At 58.7% G+C, this 19,055-nt stretch carries 19 protein-coding genes and 1 riboswitch; of the genes, 7 read left to right on the top strand and 12 right to left on the bottom strand.

Features of this window, described 5'->3' with window-relative positions:
- Positions 1-21 precede the first annotated feature (21 nt).
- From F8562_RS00265 to moaA, 6 genes are all read right to left on the bottom strand, one after another.
- Positions 22-726 (bottom strand): Bax inhibitor-1 family protein, encoded by a 705-nt coding sequence (locus tag F8562_RS00265; RefSeq protein WP_004849060.1) that lies wholly within the window; start codon positions 724-726, stop codon positions 22-24.
- Between the two features lie 44 nt (positions 727-770).
- Positions 771-1,223, bottom strand: a complete 453-nt coding sequence (gene moaE / locus F8562_RS00260) for a molybdopterin synthase catalytic subunit MoaE (protein ID WP_004849058.1) — start codon at positions 1,221-1,223, stop codon at positions 771-773.
- Between the two features lies 1 nt (position 1,224).
- Positions 1,225-1,473, bottom strand: a complete 249-nt coding sequence (gene moaD / locus F8562_RS00255) for a molybdopterin synthase sulfur carrier subunit (protein WP_014837865.1) — start codon at positions 1,471-1,473, stop codon at positions 1,225-1,227.
- Entirely contained in the window at positions 1,466-1,954 is a 489-nt protein-coding gene (gene moaC, locus F8562_RS00250; RefSeq protein WP_014228494.1) for a cyclic pyranopterin monophosphate synthase MoaC, read from the bottom strand. Before moaC ends, moaD begins: the two co-directional genes overlap by 8 nt.
- Positions 1,955-1,957: 3 nt before the next feature.
- Positions 1,958-2,470: a molybdenum cofactor biosynthesis protein B gene (moaB, locus tag F8562_RS00245; RefSeq protein ID WP_009653795.1), complete on the bottom strand. Its 513-nt coding sequence runs from the start codon at positions 2,468-2,470 to the stop codon at positions 1,958-1,960.
- A gap of 21 nt (positions 2,471-2,491) precedes the next feature.
- On the bottom strand, positions 2,492-3,481 hold the full coding sequence (moaA, locus tag F8562_RS00240) for a GTP 3',8-cyclase MoaA (protein ID WP_014837864.1): 990 nt from the start codon (positions 3,479-3,481) through the stop codon (positions 2,492-2,494).
- A riboswitch (molybdenum cofactor riboswitch) is annotated at positions 3,469-3,607 on the bottom strand. (Overlaps the previous gene by 13 nt.)
- A gap of 209 nt (positions 3,608-3,816) precedes the next feature.
- Between moaA and yvcK the strand changes: the two genes are divergently transcribed.
- From yvcK to pmrB, 4 genes are all read left to right on the top strand, one after another.
- Positions 3,817-4,722 carry a uridine diphosphate-N-acetylglucosamine-binding protein YvcK gene (gene yvcK / locus F8562_RS00235; protein WP_014228492.1) on the top strand — a complete coding sequence of 302 codons (906 nt, stop codon included), beginning with the start codon at positions 3,817-3,819 and terminating at the stop codon, positions 4,720-4,722.
- Positions 4,723-4,832: 110 nt separating this feature from the next.
- Positions 4,833-6,476, top strand: coding sequence for a phosphoethanolamine transferase EptA (eptA, locus tag F8562_RS00230; RefSeq protein ID WP_014837863.1), 1,644 nt, complete (start codon positions 4,833-4,835; stop codon positions 6,474-6,476).
- Entirely contained in the window at positions 6,473-7,144 is a 672-nt protein-coding gene (pmrA, locus tag F8562_RS00225) for a two-component system response regulator PmrA (protein ID WP_004849045.1), read from the top strand. The genes eptA and pmrA overlap by 4 nt, the downstream gene beginning before the upstream one ends.
- 4 nt (positions 7,145-7,148) lie before the next feature.
- Positions 7,149-8,246 (top strand): two-component system sensor histidine kinase PmrB, encoded by a 1,098-nt coding sequence (gene pmrB / locus F8562_RS00220; protein WP_014228490.1) that lies wholly within the window; start codon positions 7,149-7,151, stop codon positions 8,244-8,246.
- A gap of 314 nt (positions 8,247-8,560) precedes the next feature.
- Here pmrB and uvrB read toward each other — a convergent pair whose 3' ends face one another.
- On the bottom strand, positions 8,561-10,576 hold the full coding sequence (uvrB, locus tag F8562_RS00210) for an excinuclease ABC subunit UvrB (protein ID WP_014837862.1): 2,016 nt from the start codon (positions 10,574-10,576) through the stop codon (positions 8,561-8,563).
- Between the two features lie 711 nt (positions 10,577-11,287).
- Between uvrB and F8562_RS00200 the strand changes: the two genes are divergently transcribed.
- Entirely contained in the window at positions 11,288-12,010 is a 723-nt protein-coding gene (locus tag F8562_RS00200) for an ABC transporter ATP-binding protein (protein ID WP_014228488.1), read from the top strand.
- On the opposite strand, the gene bioD is transcribed toward F8562_RS00200, so the two are convergent.
- Genes bioD through bioB form a run of 4 tightly spaced genes read right to left on the bottom strand, consistent with a single transcriptional unit; the run spans position 11,952 to position 15,600 of the window.
- Entirely contained in the window at positions 11,952-12,674 is a 723-nt protein-coding gene (gene bioD / locus F8562_RS00195; protein ID WP_014837861.1) for a dethiobiotin synthase, read from the bottom strand. The two genes, F8562_RS00200 and bioD, sit on opposite strands and share 59 nt — an antisense overlap.
- Entirely contained in the window at positions 12,667-13,422 is a 756-nt protein-coding gene (gene bioC / locus F8562_RS00190) for a malonyl-ACP O-methyltransferase BioC (RefSeq protein ID WP_014837860.1), read from the bottom strand. The genes bioD and bioC overlap by 8 nt, the downstream gene beginning before the upstream one ends.
- Positions 13,406-14,563 (bottom strand): 8-amino-7-oxononanoate synthase, encoded by a 1,158-nt coding sequence (gene bioF, locus F8562_RS00185; RefSeq protein WP_014228485.1) that lies wholly within the window; start codon positions 14,561-14,563, stop codon positions 13,406-13,408. The genes bioC and bioF overlap by 17 nt, the downstream gene beginning before the upstream one ends.
- Positions 14,560-15,600: a biotin synthase BioB gene (gene bioB, locus F8562_RS00180; RefSeq protein ID WP_042934044.1), complete on the bottom strand. Its 1,041-nt coding sequence runs from the start codon at positions 15,598-15,600 to the stop codon at positions 14,560-14,562. Before bioB ends, bioF begins: the two co-directional genes overlap by 4 nt.
- 85 nt (positions 15,601-15,685) lie before the next feature.
- Between bioB and bioA the strand changes: the two genes are divergently transcribed.
- On the top strand, positions 15,686-16,975 hold the full coding sequence (gene bioA, locus F8562_RS00175; RefSeq protein ID WP_032694541.1) for an adenosylmethionine--8-amino-7-oxononanoate transaminase: 1,290 nt from the start codon (positions 15,686-15,688) through the stop codon (positions 16,973-16,975).
- Between the two features lie 69 nt (positions 16,976-17,044).
- On the top strand, positions 17,045-17,521 hold the full coding sequence (locus F8562_RS00170; RefSeq protein WP_009653774.1) for a kinase inhibitor: 477 nt from the start codon (positions 17,045-17,047) through the stop codon (positions 17,519-17,521).
- A gap of 99 nt (positions 17,522-17,620) precedes the next feature.
- Here F8562_RS00170 and F8562_RS00165 read toward each other — a convergent pair whose 3' ends face one another.
- On the bottom strand, positions 17,621-19,003 hold the full coding sequence (locus tag F8562_RS00165; protein ID WP_004849033.1) for an amino acid permease: 1,383 nt from the start codon (positions 19,001-19,003) through the stop codon (positions 17,621-17,623).
- Positions 19,004-19,055: the final 52 nt, after the last annotated feature.

The raw sequence follows: 19,055 nt of genomic DNA, 5'->3' as shown, positions 1-19,055 counted from the left end.
CGTCTGAGATCCGGGAACGAGTTAACGACGGTTGCCGAAAATGCGCAGCAGCATCAGGAACAGGTTGATAAAGTCCAGATACAGCGTCAGCGCCCCAAGAATCGAGTATTTGCGCAGCGTTGACGCATCGCGAACGTCAATCTGCTCGCCGATGTTTTTCAGCTTCTGGGTGTCATAGGCGGTCAGGCCGACGAAGACGATCACCCCGATGTAGGTCACCGCCCACATCAGCGCTTCGCTCTTCAGCCAGAAGTTAACCAGCGACGCCAGCAGGATACCGATAAGCGCCATAAACAGCATATTGCCGAAGCCGCTCAGGTCGCGTTTAGTGGTATAGCCGTAAAGGCTCATCACGCCAAACATCCCGCCTGCCACCACGAAGGTACTGGCGATCGATGAGTAGGTATAGACGAGGAATATACTGGATAAGGTGAGCCCGGTTAGCGCCGAATAGAGCATAAACAGGGTGGTCGCCATTCCCGCGCTCAGCCGCTGCACCATGCCGGAGAGCACGAATACCAGCCCCAGCTGGGCGATGATCAGGCCGAAAAAGGTTATTTTGCTGGAAAAGACAAACATCATCACCGCAGGGGTGTTGGCCGCAAACCACGCGATAAACGCCGTGAGCAGCAGCCCGACCGTCATCCAGCCGTACACCTGCGCCATATAAGTTTGAAGTCCGCTGCGACCCTGTACGATCGCCCCGGAACGAGGATATCTATCCATGACTGTCTCCTGATTAACGAAATTTATCTTCTAAGCGTACCACACTACCAGCGTTCTGCCGCTTCACGGTCGCTATCTCGCGCATCGACCCAGCGCTCGCCTTCCGGCGTCGCCTCCCGCTTCCAGAACGGCGCGCGGGTCTTCAGGTAATCCATAATAAACTCCCCCGCCGCAAACGCGCTACCGCGGTGGGCGCTGGTGACGCCGACAAAGACAATCTCCTCCCCGGGCCACATCTCGCCGATACGGTGAATCACCGTCACCCGGCCCAGCGGCCAGCGCTCGCGCGCCTGTTCCACAATCTCCGCCAGCGACTTTTCCGTCATCCCCGGATAGTGTTCGAGGGTCAGCGCTTTGACGCTGTCGCCAAGGTTGTGGTTGCGGACCTTGCCGGTAAACGTCACTACCGCGCCGTCTTCATCGCGCTCGGCCAGCCAGGGGTATTCGTCGCCGACCTTAAAGCGGTCATGGCTGACTATAATACGCGTCTGCGTCATGTTATCCCCCGGTAACCGGCGGGAAAAACGCCACTTCATCACCGGCCGCCAGCGGGTGATCAAACGTCGTCAGCGTCTGGTTTACCGCCGCCAGCAGCTTGCCCTCCTCCAGCGCCAGCGCCCAGCGGTCGCCGCGGGCGATCAGCTGCTGGCGAACGGCTTCAACCGTGGTCAGGCCTTGCGGATCGAGCTTCAGGGAGTCGGTGCCGAGCAGTTCGCGCACCTGGGCAAAAAAAAGAACCTTAATCATGGCTATCTTCCACTCTGAAATCGCCGGACTTGCCGCCGCTTTTCGCCAGCAGGCGCACCGGACCTATCACCATATCTTTCTGCACCGCTTTGCACATATCGTAAATCGTCAGCGCGGCGACGGAAGCGGCGGTCAGGGCTTCCATCTCAACGCCGGTTTTCCCGGTCAGACGGCACAGGGATTCGATACGCACCCGGTTATGCTCGGGCTGCGCCTGCAGATTGACTTCGACTTTGCTCAGCATCAGCGGATGGCAAAGCGGAATCAGCTCCCAGGTGCGTTTTGCCGCCTGGATCCCGGCAATGCGCGCGGTGGCAAAGACATCGCCTTTGTGATGGCTACCGTCGATAATCATCGCCAGCGTCGTGGCCTGCATTTCAACATAGGCCTCGGCGCGCGCTTCGCGAACCGTCTCCGCTTTCCCTGAGACATCGACCATGTGCGCTTCGCCGGCGGCGTTAATATGGGTCAACTGCGTCATAAATTACTTCTTAAGATGAGAGATAAAGTTGCACGGGCGCGTGCGCGCATCGAGCTGCGGCGCAATAATATTGTCCCATGCGGTACGACAGGCTTTGGTTGAGCCGGGCATCGCAAAAATCAGCGTGCGGTTCGCCACCCCGGCAACGGCGCGGGACTGCAGGGTCGAGGTACCGATCTCTTCGAAGGAGAGCATGCGGAACACCTCGCCGAAACCTTCCACTTCGCGGTCAAACAGCGGCAGCAGCGCTTCCGGCGCCTGGTCGCCGTCGGTAAAACCGGTGCCGCCGGTAATCAGCACCACCTGCACCTCATCGCCGGCAATCCACGCCGACACCTGGGCGCGAATGGCGTAGCGGTTCTCTTTCACAATCGCCTTATCGACGATGACGTGCCCCGCCTCCTCAGCCGCGTCGCGCAGCCAGTGTCCGGAGGTGTCGTCTTCTTCGCCACGTCGGCTGGAGACGGTGAGAATAGCAATACGGGTCGGGATAAACTCAGCGCTGGCCTGGCTCATCTGATCGCTCCTTAAAATGAATTATCCGCCAATATAGGACAGGTTCTGGGTAATACCGGTGTTGCCCTGATGCAGGAAGTGGGTCTGTTTTTTGTGCGTTAACGCCTCGGATATGCGCGCCTCCAGCGCCGGCTGCTGCTGCTCATCGGCGAGCAGATCGCGCAGATCGACGCCGCCTTCGCCAAACAGGCACAGGTGCAATTTACCCACGGAAGAGACGCGCAGACGGTTACAGGTGGCGCAGAAGTCTTTTTCATAAGGCATAATCAGACCGATTTCCCCGGCATAATCCGGATGGCAAAACACCTGCGCCGGGCCGTCGCTACGCTGGCGGATCTGATGGATCCAGCCGCGACGCAGCAGCTCATCGCGCAGCACCATGCCCGAGATATGATGGCGGCGGAACAGATCGCTGCCTTCGCCGGTTTCCATCAATTCAATAAAACGCAGCTGAATGCGGCGCGGCTGGATCCACGCCAGAAAAGTGTCGAGCTGGTGATGGTTAACGTCGCGCATCAGCACGGTATTGACCTTCACTTTTTCGAAGCCAGCGGCAAATGCGGCATCGATGCCGTCCATCACCTGATGAAACTTGTCCTGGCCGGTGATGGCGTGAAACTGACGCGCATCGAGGCTGTCCACGCTGACGTTAATCGCCGTCAGCCCGGCATCGCGCCAGCTTTCAACGTCGCGCGCCAGCCGGTAGCCGTTGGTGGTGACCGCAATCTGGCGAATAGAAGGGTTTTCCCGCACCGCGGCGATGATGTCGGTAAAATCGCGACGAAGCGAGGGTTCGCCGCCGGTCAGGCGCACCTTTTCCGTCCCCAGGGCGGAGAACGCGCGCGTCACGCGGCGAACTTCATCAACGCTGAGAAAGCCTTTATTGGTGACGGCGCCGGGCTTATAGCCATCGGGGAGACAGTAGGTACAACGAAAGTTGCATACGTCGGTAATTGATAAACGCAGATAGTAAAACTTCCGCGCAAATGCATCGGTAAGCTGTGAAGCCATAGACACCTTTCCAAATACGGGAGACGCGGTCATTTCTTTTCGCGCCCTGGTGGCAACCGAAGTTGTCACGGCCAAAGCACCATATCTTTCGACACAGGCACAGAGGCTAGAGTGTTAGTGGGTTACGCCGAATAGTAGCGCTTTAATAACGGTTATGCTATTTCCAGTTTCGTTATATAATCATGTACATATCGATACGATCGCGTATTTTCGCTACAGAATAGCTAAAAACCACGCTTTTGCATTGATGTCGGTCAGTTTGTCAGATTCAGCCCATCGTCTTTTAGGGGTAGATCGGTTACTGTGAGCCCGATAAATGGTTATAAGGGATTTTTATGCGCAATCGCACTTTCGCCGATCTGGATCGCGTGGTGGCACTCGGCGGCGGGCACGGGCTGGGCCGGGTAATGTCATCCCTCTCTTCGCTCGGTTCACGCCTCACCGGCATCGTCACCACGACCGATAACGGCGGCTCTACGGGGCGCATTCGTCGCGCGGAAGGCGGCATCGCCTGGGGCGATATGCGCAACTGTATTAATCAGCTCATCGCCGAACCCAGCGTGGCCTCGGCGATGTTTGAGTACCGTTTTAGCGGCAACGGCGAGCTTTCCGGGCATAACCTCGGCAATTTGATGCTTAAGGCGCTGGATCACCTGAGCGTACGCCCGCTTGAAGCGATCAATTTGATCAGGAATCTTCTTAAGGTCGACGCGTTTCTGATCCCGATGTCGGAACAACCGGTCGATCTTATGGCCATCGACCATGAAGGGCACGAAGTTTACGGTGAAGTGAATATCGATCAGCTTGCCAGCGTGCCGCGCGAGCTTATGCTCTCCCCGCCGGTGCCCACCACCCGTGAAGCGATAGAAGCCATCGCCGAAGCCGATTTAATCCTGATTGGCCCCGGCAGCTTCTATACCAGCCTGATGCCGATTCTGCTGCTTGATGAGATGGCGAAGGCGCTGCGCCGTACGCCCGCGCCAATGGTGTTTATCGATAACCTCGGCAAAGAGCATAGCCCGGCAGCCAGCCTGACGCTGGCGGACAGGGTCGCCATTATGGAGCAGCAGATTGGTAAACGGGTGATTGACGCGCTGGTTGTCGGCCCGAAAGCCGATATCGCAGGGGTTAAGGATCGGGTCGTCATTCAGACGCCGCTGGACGCCAGCGATGTGCCCTATCGTCACGATCGCCAGCTGTTGCGCCGCGCGCTGGATAAAGCGATTCAGGCCTTAGGTTAATCCTCAACGCGGCCTTATCCTCACGACAAAAACAGGCAGGCTTAAAATCTTAAGGTTGTCTTAAAAAAAAACGGGCAGCATAGCGAACATCTCTTTATGTGGACTTCGCTATGTCGTTATTTTCTTTACGTCGGCCAATGCTTAACCGTACGGTCTATTTGATTCTGTTCGCCTGCTATATTGGCCTGGCGCTGAACATCGCTTTCTATCGCCAGGCGTTTACCCTGCTGCCGGTCAACGGCCTGCATAACTGGCTGGTGTTCCTCAGTATGCCGATAGTGGCTATCAGCGTGATGAATATCATCACCACGCTAGCGTCATTTCTTAAGCTTGACCGCCTCGTTATCAGCCTGTTTATTCTGCTTAGCGCCTCGGCCCAGTATTTTATCTGGACCTTTGGCGTGGTTATCGATCGGGCGATGATCACCAATATTCTCGATACCACTCCCGCCGAAAGCTTTGCGCTACTCTCTGGAAAAATGGTCCTGATCCTGGGACTCTCCGGCATTCTGGCGGTGGTCGTGGCCTGGTGGGTTAAAATCCGCAAACCGGCAACCCTGTGGCGCAGCGTGGCGGTAAGGCTGTTGAGCATCGTGGTTTCAGCGCTGCTGATTATTCTGGTCGCGGCATTTTTCTATAAAGATTACGCCTCGCTGTTTCGCAATAACAAAGAGCTGGTTAAGTCCCTGAGCCCGTCAAACAGCATTGTGGCCGTGAACTCCTGGTATGCGCATAACAGGATGGATAATCTTCCGCTGGTCAAAATTGGCGAAGACGCGGTTCAGAAGCCGGAGATGCGCAGCGGACCGCGGAAAAACCTGACTATCGTGGTGTTAGGCGAAACCTCAAGGGCGGCAAACTTTTCCCTGAACGGCTACGCCCGCGAGACCAACCCGCGCCTGAAACAGGATAATGTTATCTATTTCCCCGACACCACGTCCTGCGGCACCGCGACCGCGGTTTCTGTACCGTGCATGTTCTCTAATATGCCGCGGGCCCACTATGATGAAGAGCTGGCGCACCATCAGGAAGGCGTGCTGGATATCCTGCAGCGCGCGGGAATTCTGGTTCAGTGGAATGATAACGACGGCGGCTGTAAAGGAGCCTGCGACCGGGTACCGCACCAGAACGTCACCGATCTCAAGCTTAGCGGCCAGTGCATCGACGGAGAATGCTACGATGAGGTGCTGTTCCATAACCTGGAGAACTATATCGATAATCTGCAGCAGGACGGGATTATCGTGCTGCACACTATCGGCAGCCACGGCCCAACCTACTACAATCGTTATCCGGCGCAGTTTAAACAGTTTACGCCCACCTGCGACACCAACGAGATTCAGAGCTGCACCCAGCAGCAGCTCACCAATACCTACGATAATACGATTTTGTATGTCGATTATGTGGTCGACAAAGCGATAAAATTACTGCAGTCAAAGCAGGATAAATTTACCACCAGCCTGGTGTATCTCTCGGATCACGGCGAGTCGCTTGGCGAGGATGGGGTGTATTTACACGGGCTACCGTGGTCCATCGCCCCGGAGACGCAAAAACACGTCCCGATGCTGCTGTGGCTGTCAGCGGATTATCAACAGCGCTATGGCGTGTCCAGCCAGTGTTTGCAGCAAAAAGCGAAAACGCAAGCGTATTCGCAGGATAATCTTTTCTCCACCCTGCTCGGTCTGCTCGGGGTCAGCACCCGCGAGTACCAGGCAACAGACGATATTTTAACGCCATGTAGAGAGGCAGGCCGATGAAAATTTTAGTCATTGAAGACGATGCGCTCCTGTTACAAGGGTTAATTCTGGCGATGCAAAGCGAAGGCTACGTTTGCGACGGCGTATCAACCGCCCACGAAGCCGCCCTCTCTCTGGCCAGCAACCACTACAGCCTGGTGGTTCTCGACCTCGGCCTGCCGGATGAAGACGGTCTGCACTTCCTGGCGCGCATGCGACGGGAGAAGTTCAGCCAGCCGGTGCTGATCCTCACCGCCCGCGATACCGTTGATGACCGCATCAGCGGCCTGGATACCGGCGCGGATGACTACCTGGTTAAGCCGTTTGCGCTGGAAGAGCTGAACGCGCGCATTCGCGCCCTGCTGCGTCGTCACAATAATCAGGGCGATAACGAACTGTCCGTCGGCAATCTGCGCCTGAACGTCACCCGGCGGCTGGTCTGGCTCGGCGAGCAGTCCCTGGATTTAACGCCCAAAGAGTACGCTCTGCTTTCACGCCTGATGATGAAAGCGGGCAGCCCGGTGCATCGCGAAATTCTCTACAACGACATTTACAGCTGGGACAACGAACCGGCCACCAATACGCTGGAGGTGCATATCCATAATCTGCGCGATAAAGTCGGCAAATCACGCATCCGCACCGTCCGGGGCTTTGGCTATATGCTGGTTGATAACGCGGAGACCGAATAACGCTATGGCTTTTTTTGTCAGTGAAAACTGGACTATGCGTCATCGGCTGCTGCTGACAATTGGCGCTATTCTGGCCGTTTGTCAGCTCATCAGCGTGTTCTGGCTGTGGCATGAAAGTCAGGAGCAGATTCAGCTGCTGGTCGCCAGCGCCATTGAAGGGCATAACAATCAGAAGCATATAGAGCATGAGGTTCGCGAAGCGGTAGCCAGTCTGCTGATCCCAAGCCTGCTGATTATCGGCCTGGCGCTGTATATCTCCCTGCTGGCGGTGAAAAAAATCACAAAGCCGCTTTCCAGACTGCAGCTCGAGCTGGAAAGCCGCACCCCGGACAATCTGCAGCCTATCACGCTGAAGGAATCGGTTCCTGAAGTCACCGCGGTGACCACCGCGATTAATCAGCTGGTGTCCCGCCTGAATTTAACCCTCGATCGCGAGCGTCTGTTTACCGCCGATGTCGCCCATGAGCTGCGCACGCCGCTGGCCGGGCTGCGTCTGCACCTGGAGCTTCTGGCGAAAGTGCATGGCGTTAGCGTGGACCCGCTAATTCAGCGTCTCGATCAAATGACCAATAGCATTACCCAACTGCTTCAGCTGGCGCGCGTTGGCCAGTCATTCTCCGCCGGAAGCTATCAGCAGGTTGCGCTGAAAGAGGATGTAATCGAACCGCTGCAGAGCGAGCTTGAGACAATGCTGCAGCAGCGCCAGCAGACGCTGGCGATCAACGTCAAGGATGGAGAGGCAATCGTGTCGGGCGACGCCACGCTGGTGCAGGTTATTTTACGTAACCTGGTCGAAAACGCGCATCGTTATAGCCCGACGGGGTCGACGATTAAAGTGTCGATAGCGCCTGGCCCAACGCCCATTCTGGCCGTTGAGGATGAAGGCCCGGGAATTGATGAGGCTAAAAGCGGTGAGTTAAGCAAAGCGTTCGTCCGCATGGACAGCCGCTATGGCGGTATTGGTCTCGGGTTAAGCATCGTCACCCGCATCGCGCAGCTGCACGACGCGCAGTTCTTTTTACATAACCGACAGCCCGGGCCCGGCGTTCGCGCCTGGGTACTCTTCCCTAAAGCTTCGCGTCAGAACGTCAGCACCCACTGATGGAAAAAGGCAACGACGATAACAAACGCGCAGGTGACTGCCAGGTATTCGCGGAAGGTTAATTTTTGCATGGCGCTATCCTCAGTAAAGTGAGGATAGTTTCGCCAAACAAGATTAAGCCAACATTAAGCATCACGGAAAATCGCGACAGAGGGGCAACAAATAACCAAAGCGTTTCGGCCACCTCGTTTTGGCTCATATGTCCGCTTTTCTGTCGGGTGGCGGCTGGCGTCTTACCCGGCCTACGAAAAACACATTCCGTCCATCGCCCGAAGACCCGGTAAGGCCCGGGCGATATTTAGCTGGCAACGCCGCTACGAAGCGGCGATAAACAGCTCGCGCAGCTGGTGAAGCTGGTCGCGAATTTGCGCCGCCTCTTCGAACTCCAGGTTCTGCGCGTGCTGCATCATCTGCCCTTCCAGCTCGTGAATCTTCTGCTGGAGCGCCTTCGGCGTTAGCACGACGACATCCGCCTCAACCGGTGAGCGAGACTTGCCGCGCCCCTTGGTTTTGGTTTTCGCGATATTCTGACCGAGGGCCAGAATGTCGACCACTTTCTTATTCAGACCCTGCGGAACGATACCGTGCTCTTCGTTGTACGCCTGCTGCTTCTCGCGGCGGCGCTCGGTTTCCCCGATCGCTTTCGCCATCGATGGAGTGATTTTATCGCCGTAGAGAATCGCTTTGCCGTTGATATTTCGCGCCGCGCGGCCAATGGTCTGAATCAGCGAGCGTTCAGAGCGCAGGAAGCCTTCTTTATCGGCATCCAGGATCGCCACCAGCGAAACTTCCGGCATATCCAAACCTTCACGCAGCAGGTTGATCCCCACCAGCACGTCAAACTCGCCGAGGCGCAGGTCGCGGATAATCTCCATGCGCTCCACGGTGTCGATGTCCGAGTGCAGGTAACGCACCCGCTCGCCGTGCTCTTCCAGATATTCGGTTAAATCTTCCGCCATGCGTTTGGTCAGCGTCGTGACCAGCACGCGCTCGTTGATCGCGGTGCGGATGCGAATCTCCGAGAGCAGATCGTCGACCTGGGTGCCTACCGGACGCACTTCGATGACCGGATCCAGCAGCCCCGTAGGACGGACGACCTGGTCCACCACCTCGTCGCCGGATTTATCCAGCTCATAGGCTCCCGGCGTCGCCGAAACATAGATGGTTTGCGGCGCCAGGGCCTCAAACTCTTCAAACTTGAGCGGACGGTTATCGAGCGCCGACGGCAGGCGGAAACCGTACTCCACCAGCGTCTCTTTGCGCGCCCGGTCCCCGCGGTACATACCGCCGATCTGCGGGATCGTGACGTGGGACTCATCGATGACCAGCAGACCATCGGCCGGCAGGTAGTCAAACAGCGTCGGCGGCGGTTCGCCCGGCCCGCGGCCCGACAGATAGCGCGAGTAGTTTTCAATCCCCGAGCAGTAGCCCAGCTCGTTCATCATTTCGAGGTCGAACTGCGTACGCTGGCTCAGACGCTGCTCTTCCAGCAGCTTGTTGTTCTCCAGCAATCGCTTACGCCGCTCCGACAGTTCAACTTTAATCTCTTCCATCGCCTGGACGATACGCTCGCGCGGGGTGACGTAGTGGGTTTTGGGATAAACGGTGAAGCGCGGGATCGTCGACTCAATATGACCGGTCAGCGGATCGAACAGCGACAGGCGCTCAACTTCCTCATCGAACAGCTCAACGCGCAGCGCGATATCGTCAGACTCCGCCGGGAAGATATCAATCACCTCGCCGCGCACGCGGAAGGTACCGCGCTGGAAGGCCTGATCGTTGCGGGTGTACTGCAGCTCGGCCAGGCGGCGCAAAATAGCGCGCTGGTCGATAATCATGCCGACCGTCAGATGCAGCATCATTTTCAGATACAGATCCGGATCGCCCAGACCGTAGATAGCGGAGACCGAGGCCACCACCACCACGTCGCGACGCTCCAGCAGCGCTTTGGTCGCCGACAGACGCATCTGTTCAATATGTTCGTTCACCGACGCATCTTTCTCGATGAAGGTGTCCGAGCTTGGCACGTAGGCTTCCGGCTGGTAGTAGTCGTAGTACGAGACGAAATACTCCACCGCGTTCTCCGGGAAGAACTCTTTCATTTCGCCGTATAGCTGCGCCGCCAGGGTTTTGTTTGGCGCCAGCACCATCGTCGGACGCTGCAGGTCAGCAATGACGTTGGCGATGGTAAACGTTTTACCTGAGCCGGTGACCCCGAGCAGAGTTTGATGCGCCAGGCCATCTTCCAGCCCCTCTTCCAGGCGACGAATGGCTTCCGGCTGATCGCCGGAGGGACGGAAAGCAGAATGCAGCTTGAACGGTTTACTCATCAATCAGAACCTGAAGAAGGGTTGAACGGCAGGTGTTTAATTCTACTCGCCGGCTCAGCTTTTGCCAATAAAAAATACTGGATATAAAAACAGTGTCGTATTATCGTAGTCGGACTAATTAGCGCTTTTTACCGCCAACATGGACGAATAAAAACCGCTTTACGGGATAATCGACCACGCTTCAGGGTTATCCCCAAAAAGTATGGCCATTTAACATTTGTCAAGCGAGGGGATGAATGTTTTATGGCAGTCGGTGACACTTTTCTTACAGGCATTGATTTTATTTAAATAATTGATATTTAATAGAATTTAATAAAAGACGGGTTTCGCGCCAATTCGGCCGCAGGCCGCGTACTCTCTAGCTTACCGCAAGTTTTCTAACTCTAATACACAAGGTTATCCACAGGAATAGTGGATAACTGTCTGCAGCCCATGACCCGAGCCACCCGAACAAAACCCGTCGCCCCGGCCAAACCCGCCGCGAAAAAAATTAATTGAATTTTTTTTGCTGTTTATTGGCGAAGAGTGGCTAGATTTTTTGTTATTTTTTGCACCACATTTCAGCGCGCGGGCACCGGGAAAGTGCAAGGTCGGTCCGCTTGTGCCCGGTCGCACCTGTATTGACCAGCAAATACCGAGAGTTCTTTTTCCTGGCAAGAGATTTGCAGAATCTTCTCGTCGCCTGCTATCCCAGGAAAGGAGAAAACGTCTATGTTGAGTCTACGCGCCGTGAACCACTATTACGGAAGCCAGCACACGCTGTGGAATGTTGACCTTGAGCTCAAACCCGGTAAATGCACTTGCGTCATGGGGCGCCAGGGAATGGGGAAAACCACGCTCGTCAACTGTATTACCGGTCATCTACCGGTGGCCAGCGGCACTATCACCTGGCAGGACGGAGGATCGGCGCCCTATGACCTGATGCCGCTCTCCGCGCAGTCGCGCAGCGCCATCGGCATTGGCTATGTACCGCAGGATAAACGGATTTTTTCGCAGCTGAGCGTGGAGGAAAATTTGCACATTGCCCTTGCGGCGGGCGGCGAACCGGCGTCAGCGGTCGCCGGAGAGATTTACGATCTGTTCCCCGAGCTGTACGCTCTGCGCCAAAGTAAAGGGATTACCCTGAGCGCCGACGATCAGTACCAGCTGGCGCTGGCCAGGGCGCTGATAACCCGTCCGCGCCTGCTGATCCTCGACGAACCTTCGCGCGGCGGCGGCCAGCGCTTCCTGCACAAACTCGGGGATTTACTGATGCGCCTGAACCGCGATATTGGCCTGACGGTGCTGATCGCCGAACAGCACCTGCCGTTTATTCGTCGGGTGGCGGATCGTTTCTGTCTGCTGCACTGTGGACGCAGCGTAGCTCAGGGCGACGTTATCCAGCTGGATGCCCCGCTGCTGGCGAAGTGGATGACGCCCGATCCAGCGCGCTGAGGTCGAGATACTGACCGAGATCCTCGCGCTGAGCCGCCTCCGCCAGCCACGGGATCTCGCCAAGAAACGGCGCGGGCAGCACGCGTTTCAGCGTTGCCAGATATTCAGGGTGGCGCCTGGCGGGCGGCTGGATATCGTTGGCTATCCAGCCCGCCAGCTGCAGCCCGGCCTGCAGCACCGCCTGAGCGGTCAGCATGGCATGGTTGATGCACCCCAGCTTAACGCCGACCACTAAAATCACCGGCAGCCGCTCTTCCTCTACCCAATCGGCAAAGGTCAGCGTTTCTGACAGCGGCGTAAACCAGCCCCCCGCCCCTTCCACCAGTAGCCAGTCGGACAGCGCTTCCAGCTCGCGCAGTCCAGCAGAAATCGCGGCGGCGTCAATCGGTCTCCCTTCATCGGCGCTGATAATATGCGGTGACGTCGGTTCAGCAAAGGTGAACGGATTGACCTGCTCGTAGCGCAGCGCCACGCGGCTATTGCGCTGTAAAGCCAGCGCATCCTCATTACGTAATCCCTGGGCCGTATAGTCGCTGCCGGAAGCCACCGGTTTGTAGCCAGCGCTCTTAAATCCCTCGCGATTGGCCGCCTGCAGCAGCGCGCAGCTGGCGACGGTTTTCCCCACCTCGGTGTCGGTGCCGGTAACGAAGAAACGTTTAGTCACGTTCGATAACTCCTGTAAAAAGATGATACGTCAGCGGGCACTGGCCCTGCTGCTGCGGCCAGGCGAGCTGGAGCTGCCGCAGCTTGCCGCGGCTGAGCGGCGCAGGGCTGCGTCCGTGGTGCAGATGGGTCGCGCCAATGCCTTTAAGCGAGCGCATCGCGCTGAGCGCGTCGGGAAACGGCAGCGTGATGGCGTGGACGTGGCCGCTGGCGCGGCGACCGGCCAGCGCCTGACGCACCGCCTGCTCGCTGAGAAAACGGTTGGCGTGCGGCCGCTCATCGATGGCTCGCCAGGCCTGATTGAGCTCAGGTAACGAACCTGACAGCAGCGTACTAAACGCCACGCGGCCGCCGGGCCGCACGACCCGGGACAGCTCATCAATGGCGGTCACGAGATTGCCGCACCACTGAACCGCAAGGTTGCTCCACGCCAGATCAACGCAGCCGTCCGCCAGCGGCAGCGCTTCGATGTCGCCCTCGACGTAGCGGTGCGCGCAGTTTCCGCGGCGGGCCTCCGCCAGCATGTCGACGGAAAGATCCAGCGCCGTCACCCGGCTCCCTGCATCGCGCCAGAAGCGGCTTATGCTGCCGGGGCCGCAGCCCGCGTCCAGCACCTCAGGAAAGGTCTTGATATCGAGCTGTTCCAGCAGCAGAGAGGCGCTAAGACGCTGTAATTCGTCGTGCTGAGCGTAATGTCCCGCCGCGCGGCCAAACGCCGCCGCGACGGCGCGCTTATTCACCGCCGTCATGCAGCACCTCCAGCAGGCGGGCGATATCGGCAGACTCGTGCGCGGCGGTCAGCGTCAGGCGCAGCCGCGCGCTGCCGACGGGGACCGTCGGCGGGCGAATGGCCGTCGCCCAGCAGCCTTCCTCACGCAGACGTGCCGCCAGCCGCAGCGCGCGGGCGTTGTCGCCGACGATCAGCGGTTGGATCGCGCTGCCGGAATCAGTGAGCTCCCCGGGATAGTGGGACATTCCCCGGCGAAAGTCGGCGATATGGCCGGCCAGCGTTTCCCGCCGCTGCTGACCCTCGTCGCTGCGAATCACGGCCAGCGCGGCGCTCAGCGCCACCGCCTGCGCCGGCGGCATGGCGGTGCTGTAAATCAGATGGCGGGCAAACTGCAGCAGATAATCCGCCAGCGCCTCGCTGCACAGCACCGCCGCGCCGCTGACGCCAAACGCTTTACCGAAGGTGACGATAAGCAGATCCGGGCGTACCTGCTGCGCGTAGCAGCTGCCGCGCCCCTCTTCGCCGAGCGCGCCGATACCGTGCGCGTCGTCAACCAGCAGAAGCGCACCGGCCGCCCGCGCCGCCTGATAAACCTCAGCCAGCGGCGCGCTATCGCCGTCCATGCTAAAAATGCCTTCGGTCACCACCAGCTGCTGGCCGGATAGCGGTTTCGCCAGCAAATCGTCGAGATGGCGGCTGTCGTTGTGCTGAAAACGCCGCAGCTGCGCCGGGCTTAGGCTGGCGGCTTCCAGCAGCGAAGCGTGGCTGAGACGGTCGGCGACAATCCGATCCTCTTTGCCCGCCAGCGCGGCAATCACCGCCTGATTCGCGGCAAAGCCGGAAATAAACAGCAGCGCGCGCGGATAGCCCAGCCAGCCGGCCAGCTGCTCCTCCAGCGCGCGGTGCGCCTCGCTATAGCCGCTGACGTGGCCGGAGCCGCCGCTGCCGACGCCGTAGCGATCCGCACCCTGCTGCCAGGCCTTGACGATAGCCGGATGCTGGCTGAGGCCAAGATAATCGTTGCTGGAAAAATTGAGCCAGCGCCGCCCTTCGCGGCTGAGCCAGCGTCCTGCGCCCAGCGTCACCGGCAGGCGACTGCGCAAGGCATCCGCCGCCTGCCGTTCCGCCAGCGCCAGCTCGATGCGGTGCTGCCAGCTCATAGCGCCGCCGCGTTGTAATATTCCTCGGTATCCGGGTTCATCAACGCCTGCTCCAGGCGCTGCTGCTGGGCGTTATCGCCTTCAAGTACCTCGGTCTGCTGCGGATTAATCCCCAGCTTGCGGAACAGCTGCAGGTCTTTGTCCTCTTCCGGGTTTGGCGTGGTCAGCAGCTTGCAGCCGTAGAAAATCGAGTTCGCCCCGGCCATAAAGCACATCGCCTGGGTCTGTTCGTTCATCTGTTCACGACCGGCGGAGAGGCGCACGTGCGAGGTCGGCATCATGATGCGCGCGATGGCGATAGTACGAATAAAATCAAAGGCGTCCACGTCGTCGTTATCCGCCAGCGGCGTGCCTTTGACCTTCACCAGCATGTTAATCGGCACGCTTTCCGGCGGCGTCGGCAGATTGGCCAGCTGTAGCAGCAGCCCGGCGCGGTCTTTGACCGTTTCCCCCAGCCCGACAATACCGCCGGAGCACACTTTAATTCCGGCATCGCGCACTTTATCGAGGGTATCGAGGCGCTCCTGATAGGTGCGGGTGGTGATGATATTGCCGTAGAATTCCGGCGAGGTATCGAGGTTGTGGTTGTAGTAATCCAGACCGGCGCCGGCCAGACGCTGGGCCTGGCTATCGTTGAGCGTGCCAAGGGTCATGCACGCTTCCAGCCCTAGCGCTTTCACCCCTTTCACCATCTGCTCAAGATACGGCATATCGCGATCGTTCGGATTCTTCCACGCCGCCCCCATACAGAAGCGGGTTGAACCGGCTTGTTTCGCCTGTCGCGCCGACTCAAGCACCTGTTCAACCTCCATCAGGCGTTCGGATTCCAGACCGGTTTTATAGCGAGCGCTTTGCGGGCAGTATTTGCAGTCTTCCGGGCAGGCGCCGGTCTTAATCGACAGCAGCGTGCTGACCTGAACCTGGCGCGGGTCGAAGTGCTGGCGATGGATCTGTTGCGCTTCAAACAGCAGTTCCAGAAAGGGTTTATTAAATAACTCAGTAACTTGCGACATTGTCCAGCGGGGGGGGTGAGCCATTAGCCTCTCCAAAGGGTTTTGTTAATTGTTGGTTCGGTTTATACTCGTAAACCTAAATGTTTTCAAAATGGTTTACAAGTCGATTATGACAACGGACGATCTCGCTTTCGATCGGCGCCACATCTGGCACCCTTACACTTCAATGACTTCGCCGCTGCCGGTCTATCCGGTCGTGGCCGCCCACGGCTGTGAGCTGACCCTCGCCGACGGCGGGCAGCTGGTTGACGGCATGTCGTCCTGGTGGGCGGCCATTCATGGCTACAATCACCCGCGCCTGAACGCGGCGATGAAAGCGCAGATTGACCAGATGTCGCACGTCATGTTCGGTGGGATTACCCACCCTTCCGCGGTCGCCCTGTGCCGCCAGCTGGTGGCGATGACCCCGGAAAGCCTCGAATGCGTGTTCCTCGCCGATTCCGGCTCCGTCGCCGTCGAAGTGGCGATGAAAATGGCGCTGCAGTACTGGCAGGCGAAAGGCGACCCGCGCCAGCGCTTTCTCACCTTCCGCAACGGCTATCACGGCGATACCTTCGGCGCGATGTCGGTCTGCGATCCGACGAACTCAATGCACAGCCTGTGGCAGGGCTATCTGCCGGATAACCTCTTCGCCCCGGCGCCGCAGAGCCGCTTCGATGGCGACTGGGATGAGCGGGATATGGTGCCGTTCGCCCGCCTGATGGCCGCCCACCGCCATGAAATCGCCGCGGTGATCCTCGAGCCGATTGTTCAGGGCGCGGGCGGAATGCGGATGTACCACCCCGAGTGGCTCAGGCGGATCCGCAGGATGTGCGATCGCGAGGGCATCCTGCTGATCGCCGATGAGATCGCCACCGGCTTTGGTCGAACCGGTAAGCTGTTCGCCTGCGAGCACGCGGGGATTGCGGCGGATATTCTGTGCCTCGGCAAAGCGCTGACCGGCGGCACCATGACCCTCTCCGCCACCCTCACCACCCGTCAGGTGGCAGAAACTATCAGCGACGGGCAAGCCGGCTGCTTTATGCACGGCCCGACCTTTATGGGCAACCCGCTGGCCTGCGCGGCGGCGACCGAGAGCCTGCGCCTGCTGGAAAGCGGCGAATGGCAGCAGCAGGTGGCAGCCATTGAAGCGCAGCTCAGCGCCGAGCTGGCGCCGGCGCGCGAATCCACGCAGGTTGCCGATGTGCGGGTGCTGGGAGCGATTGGCGTGATCGAGACGCATCGGCCGGTGAATATGGCCGCCCTGCAGCGCTTTTTCGTCGAACAAGGCGTGTGGATCCGCCCGTTCGGTCGCCTGATTTACCTGATGCCGCCGTACATCATTACGCCGGATCAGCTGAGCCGCCTGACGCGGGCGGTAAACGCTGCGGTTCAGGAAGAAACATTTTTTAGCGAATAAGCGACGGTAATGGCGCCTCTCTCGCGCTACACTTTCTGGCTAATCAGCGGATGACTACGAGGAGAGACGATGAAATTAATCAGTCATGATTTACAGGATGGTGAGAAGCTGCCCAATCGTCATGTCTTTAACGGCATGGGCTACGATGGCGATAATATCTCGCCGCATCTGGCGTGGGACGATGTGCCGGCCGGAACCAAAAGCTTTGTGGTGACCTGCTTCGATCCCGATGCGCCAACCGGCTCCGGCTGGTGGCACTGGCTGGTAGCCAATCTTCCGGCCGATACCCGCGTGTTACCGCAGGGAGCCGGCTCCGGACAGGCGGAACTGCCCGAAGAAGCGATTCAGACCCGTACCGATTTTGGCCAGGCCGGATACGGCGGCGCGGCGCCGCCAAAAGGCGAGACCCATCGCTATATCTTTACCGTCCACGCGCTGGACGTCGAAAAAATTGCGGTCGATGAGGGCGCGAGCGGCGCGATGGTCGGCTTTAACGTCCATTTCCACAGCCTCGGCAGCGCGTCGATTACCGCCCTGTTTAGCTAAGCCCCGGATGGCGGCGTAAACGCCTTATCCGGGCTACAGGTGAGTGCGATTAGGTAGCCCGGGTAAGGCGTCAGCCGCAACCCGGGTAAACCAAAACAATCACGACTCCGTCACCGCCTGCACGGCGTTTTTGCGCACCCGCGCAAACCACACCGCCGTCAGCAGCCCGAGCCATACCAGACCGGCGATAAGCGCAATCCGCGTCTCCTCCACCATCCCCAGCACCGCGATGACCAGTCCCATAAACAGCAGCGTCAGCAGCGGCGCCACCGGCCAGAACGGCACCGGGAACGCGATATTGCCGCGCTCTTCAGCGGACAGGCCGCGACGCATCGCAAAGTGGGCCAGCAGGATCATCAGCCAGACCCACACCGTCGCGAAGGCCGCCAGCGAGGCAATCAGCACAAACACCTGCTCCGGCATCAGGTAGTTCAGCACCACCGCCGCCAGCAGCGCTACGCCCATCACCACCACCGTCATCCACGGCACCCCGTTGCTGGCGATGCGCTGGAAGCTCTTCGGCGCCAGCCCCTCTTTCGCCATGCCGTACATCATGCGCCCCGCGCCAAAAATATCGCTGTTAATCGCCGAAATACTGGCGCTGATCACGATGATATTCAGGATGGTGGCCGCCGCCGGAATCCCCAGACCATCAAAAATCAGCACGAACGGACTGCCCCGCTCGCCGAAGCTGTTCCACGGGAAAATCGCCATCAGAATCGCCAGGGTGCAGACATAGAACAGCACGATTCGCAGCGGGATAGTATTGATCGCCTGCGGGATCACCTTCTGCGGATTCTTCGCTTCCGCCGCGGTCACGCCGATAATCTCGACGCCGCCAAAGGCAAACATCACGATACCGAGCGAGGCTATAATCCCCTCCCAGCCGTTAGGGGCAAAGCCGCCGTGGCTCCACAAATTCTCCAGCCCGGTTGCCGGAAAGGCGTTACCGAATCCAAAGAAAATGATGCTGCCGCCCGCCACAATCATGGCAATAATCGCCACCACTTTGATCAGCGACAGCCAGAACTCCATCTCGCCGAAAACGCGCACGCTGCACAGGTTCATGGCGCCGATAAAAAAGATAATGCTCAGCACCCAGATCCAGCGGGGAACATCGGGATACCACAGCCCCATATAGATGCCGAACGCGGTAACGTCCGCGAGGGCGACGATCACCATCTCAAAGGTGTAGGTCCAGCCGGTAATAAAACCCGCCAGCGGGCCAAGATACTGGCGCGCGTAGCTGCTGAAGGAGCCGGAAACGGGGTTGCGTACCGCCATTTCCCCCAGCGCCCGCATCACGATAAACACCGCCGCGCCGCCGATCAGATAGGCCAGCAGTACCGCCGGGCCCGCGGCCTTGATCGCCGATGCCGAGCCGTAGAACAGCCCGGTACCGATGGCGGAGCCGAGGGCGATAAAACGAATGTGCCGGGCATTCAGCCCGCGCAGCAGGTGTGGCTTGTTTTGTTGTTGCATATGCAAGTGTCCTGATAGTTTTTATACGACGACAAATATGCGTGTAGGGTGG

Source organism: Klebsiella sp. RCJ4, from assembly GCF_009025755.1.
GTDB classification, from domain to species: Bacteria; Pseudomonadota; Gammaproteobacteria; order Enterobacterales; family Enterobacteriaceae; genus Klebsiella; species Klebsiella michiganensis.
The sequence above is the reverse complement of the archived record's forward strand: the minus strand, read 5'-3'. Positions and strand labels throughout refer to the sequence as shown.

Excerpts from the sequence above, each read along its gene's own strand:
- eptA (WP_014837863.1), top strand. The coding sequence starts at position 4,833 with ATGTCGTTATTTTCTTTACGTCGGCCAATGCTTAACCGTACGGTCTAT.
- moaA (WP_014837864.1), bottom strand. The coding sequence starts at position 3,481 with ATGGCTTCACAGCTTACCGATGCATTTGCGCGGAAGTTTTACTATCTG.
- bioB (WP_042934044.1), bottom strand. The coding sequence starts at position 15,600 with ATGGCTCACCCCCCCCGCTGGACAATGTCGCAAGTTACTGAGTTATTT.
- moaD (WP_014837865.1), bottom strand. The coding sequence starts at position 1,473 with ATGATTAAGGTTCTTTTTTTTGCCCAGGTGCGCGAACTGCTCGGCACC.
- bioF (WP_014228485.1), bottom strand. The coding sequence starts at position 14,563 with ATGAGCTGGCAGCACCGCATCGAGCTGGCGCTGGCGGAACGGCAGGCG.
- moaC (WP_014228494.1), bottom strand. The coding sequence starts at position 1,954 with ATGACGCAGTTGACCCATATTAACGCCGCCGGCGAAGCGCACATGGTC.
- uvrB (WP_014837862.1), bottom strand. The coding sequence starts at position 10,576 with ATGAGTAAACCGTTCAAGCTGCATTCTGCTTTCCGTCCCTCCGGCGAT.
- moaB (WP_009653795.1), bottom strand. The coding sequence starts at position 2,470 with ATGAGCCAGGCCAGCGCTGAGTTTATCCCGACCCGTATTGCTATTCTC.
- F8562_RS00170 (WP_009653774.1), top strand. The coding sequence starts at position 17,045 with ATGAAATTAATCAGTCATGATTTACAGGATGGTGAGAAGCTGCCCAAT.
- pmrB (WP_014228490.1), top strand. The coding sequence starts at position 7,149 with ATGGCTTTTTTTGTCAGTGAAAACTGGACTATGCGTCATCGGCTGCTG.
- bioC (WP_014837860.1), bottom strand. The coding sequence starts at position 13,422 with ATGACGGCGGTGAATAAGCGCGCCGTCGCGGCGGCGTTTGGCCGCGCG.
- moaE (WP_004849058.1), bottom strand. The coding sequence starts at position 1,223 with ATGACGCAGACGCGTATTATAGTCAGCCATGACCGCTTTAAGGTCGGC.
- F8562_RS00200 (WP_014228488.1), top strand. The coding sequence starts at position 11,288 with ATGTTGAGTCTACGCGCCGTGAACCACTATTACGGAAGCCAGCACACG.
- F8562_RS00265 (WP_004849060.1), bottom strand. The coding sequence starts at position 726 with ATGGATAGATATCCTCGTTCCGGGGCGATCGTACAGGGTCGCAGCGGA.
- bioA (WP_032694541.1), top strand. The coding sequence starts at position 15,686 with ATGACAACGGACGATCTCGCTTTCGATCGGCGCCACATCTGGCACCCT.
- pmrA (WP_004849045.1), top strand. The coding sequence starts at position 6,473 with ATGAAAATTTTAGTCATTGAAGACGATGCGCTCCTGTTACAAGGGTTA.
- F8562_RS00165 (WP_004849033.1), bottom strand. The coding sequence starts at position 19,003 with ATGCAACAACAAAACAAGCCACACCTGCTGCGCGGGCTGAATGCCCGG.
- yvcK (WP_014228492.1), top strand. The coding sequence starts at position 3,817 with ATGCGCAATCGCACTTTCGCCGATCTGGATCGCGTGGTGGCACTCGGC.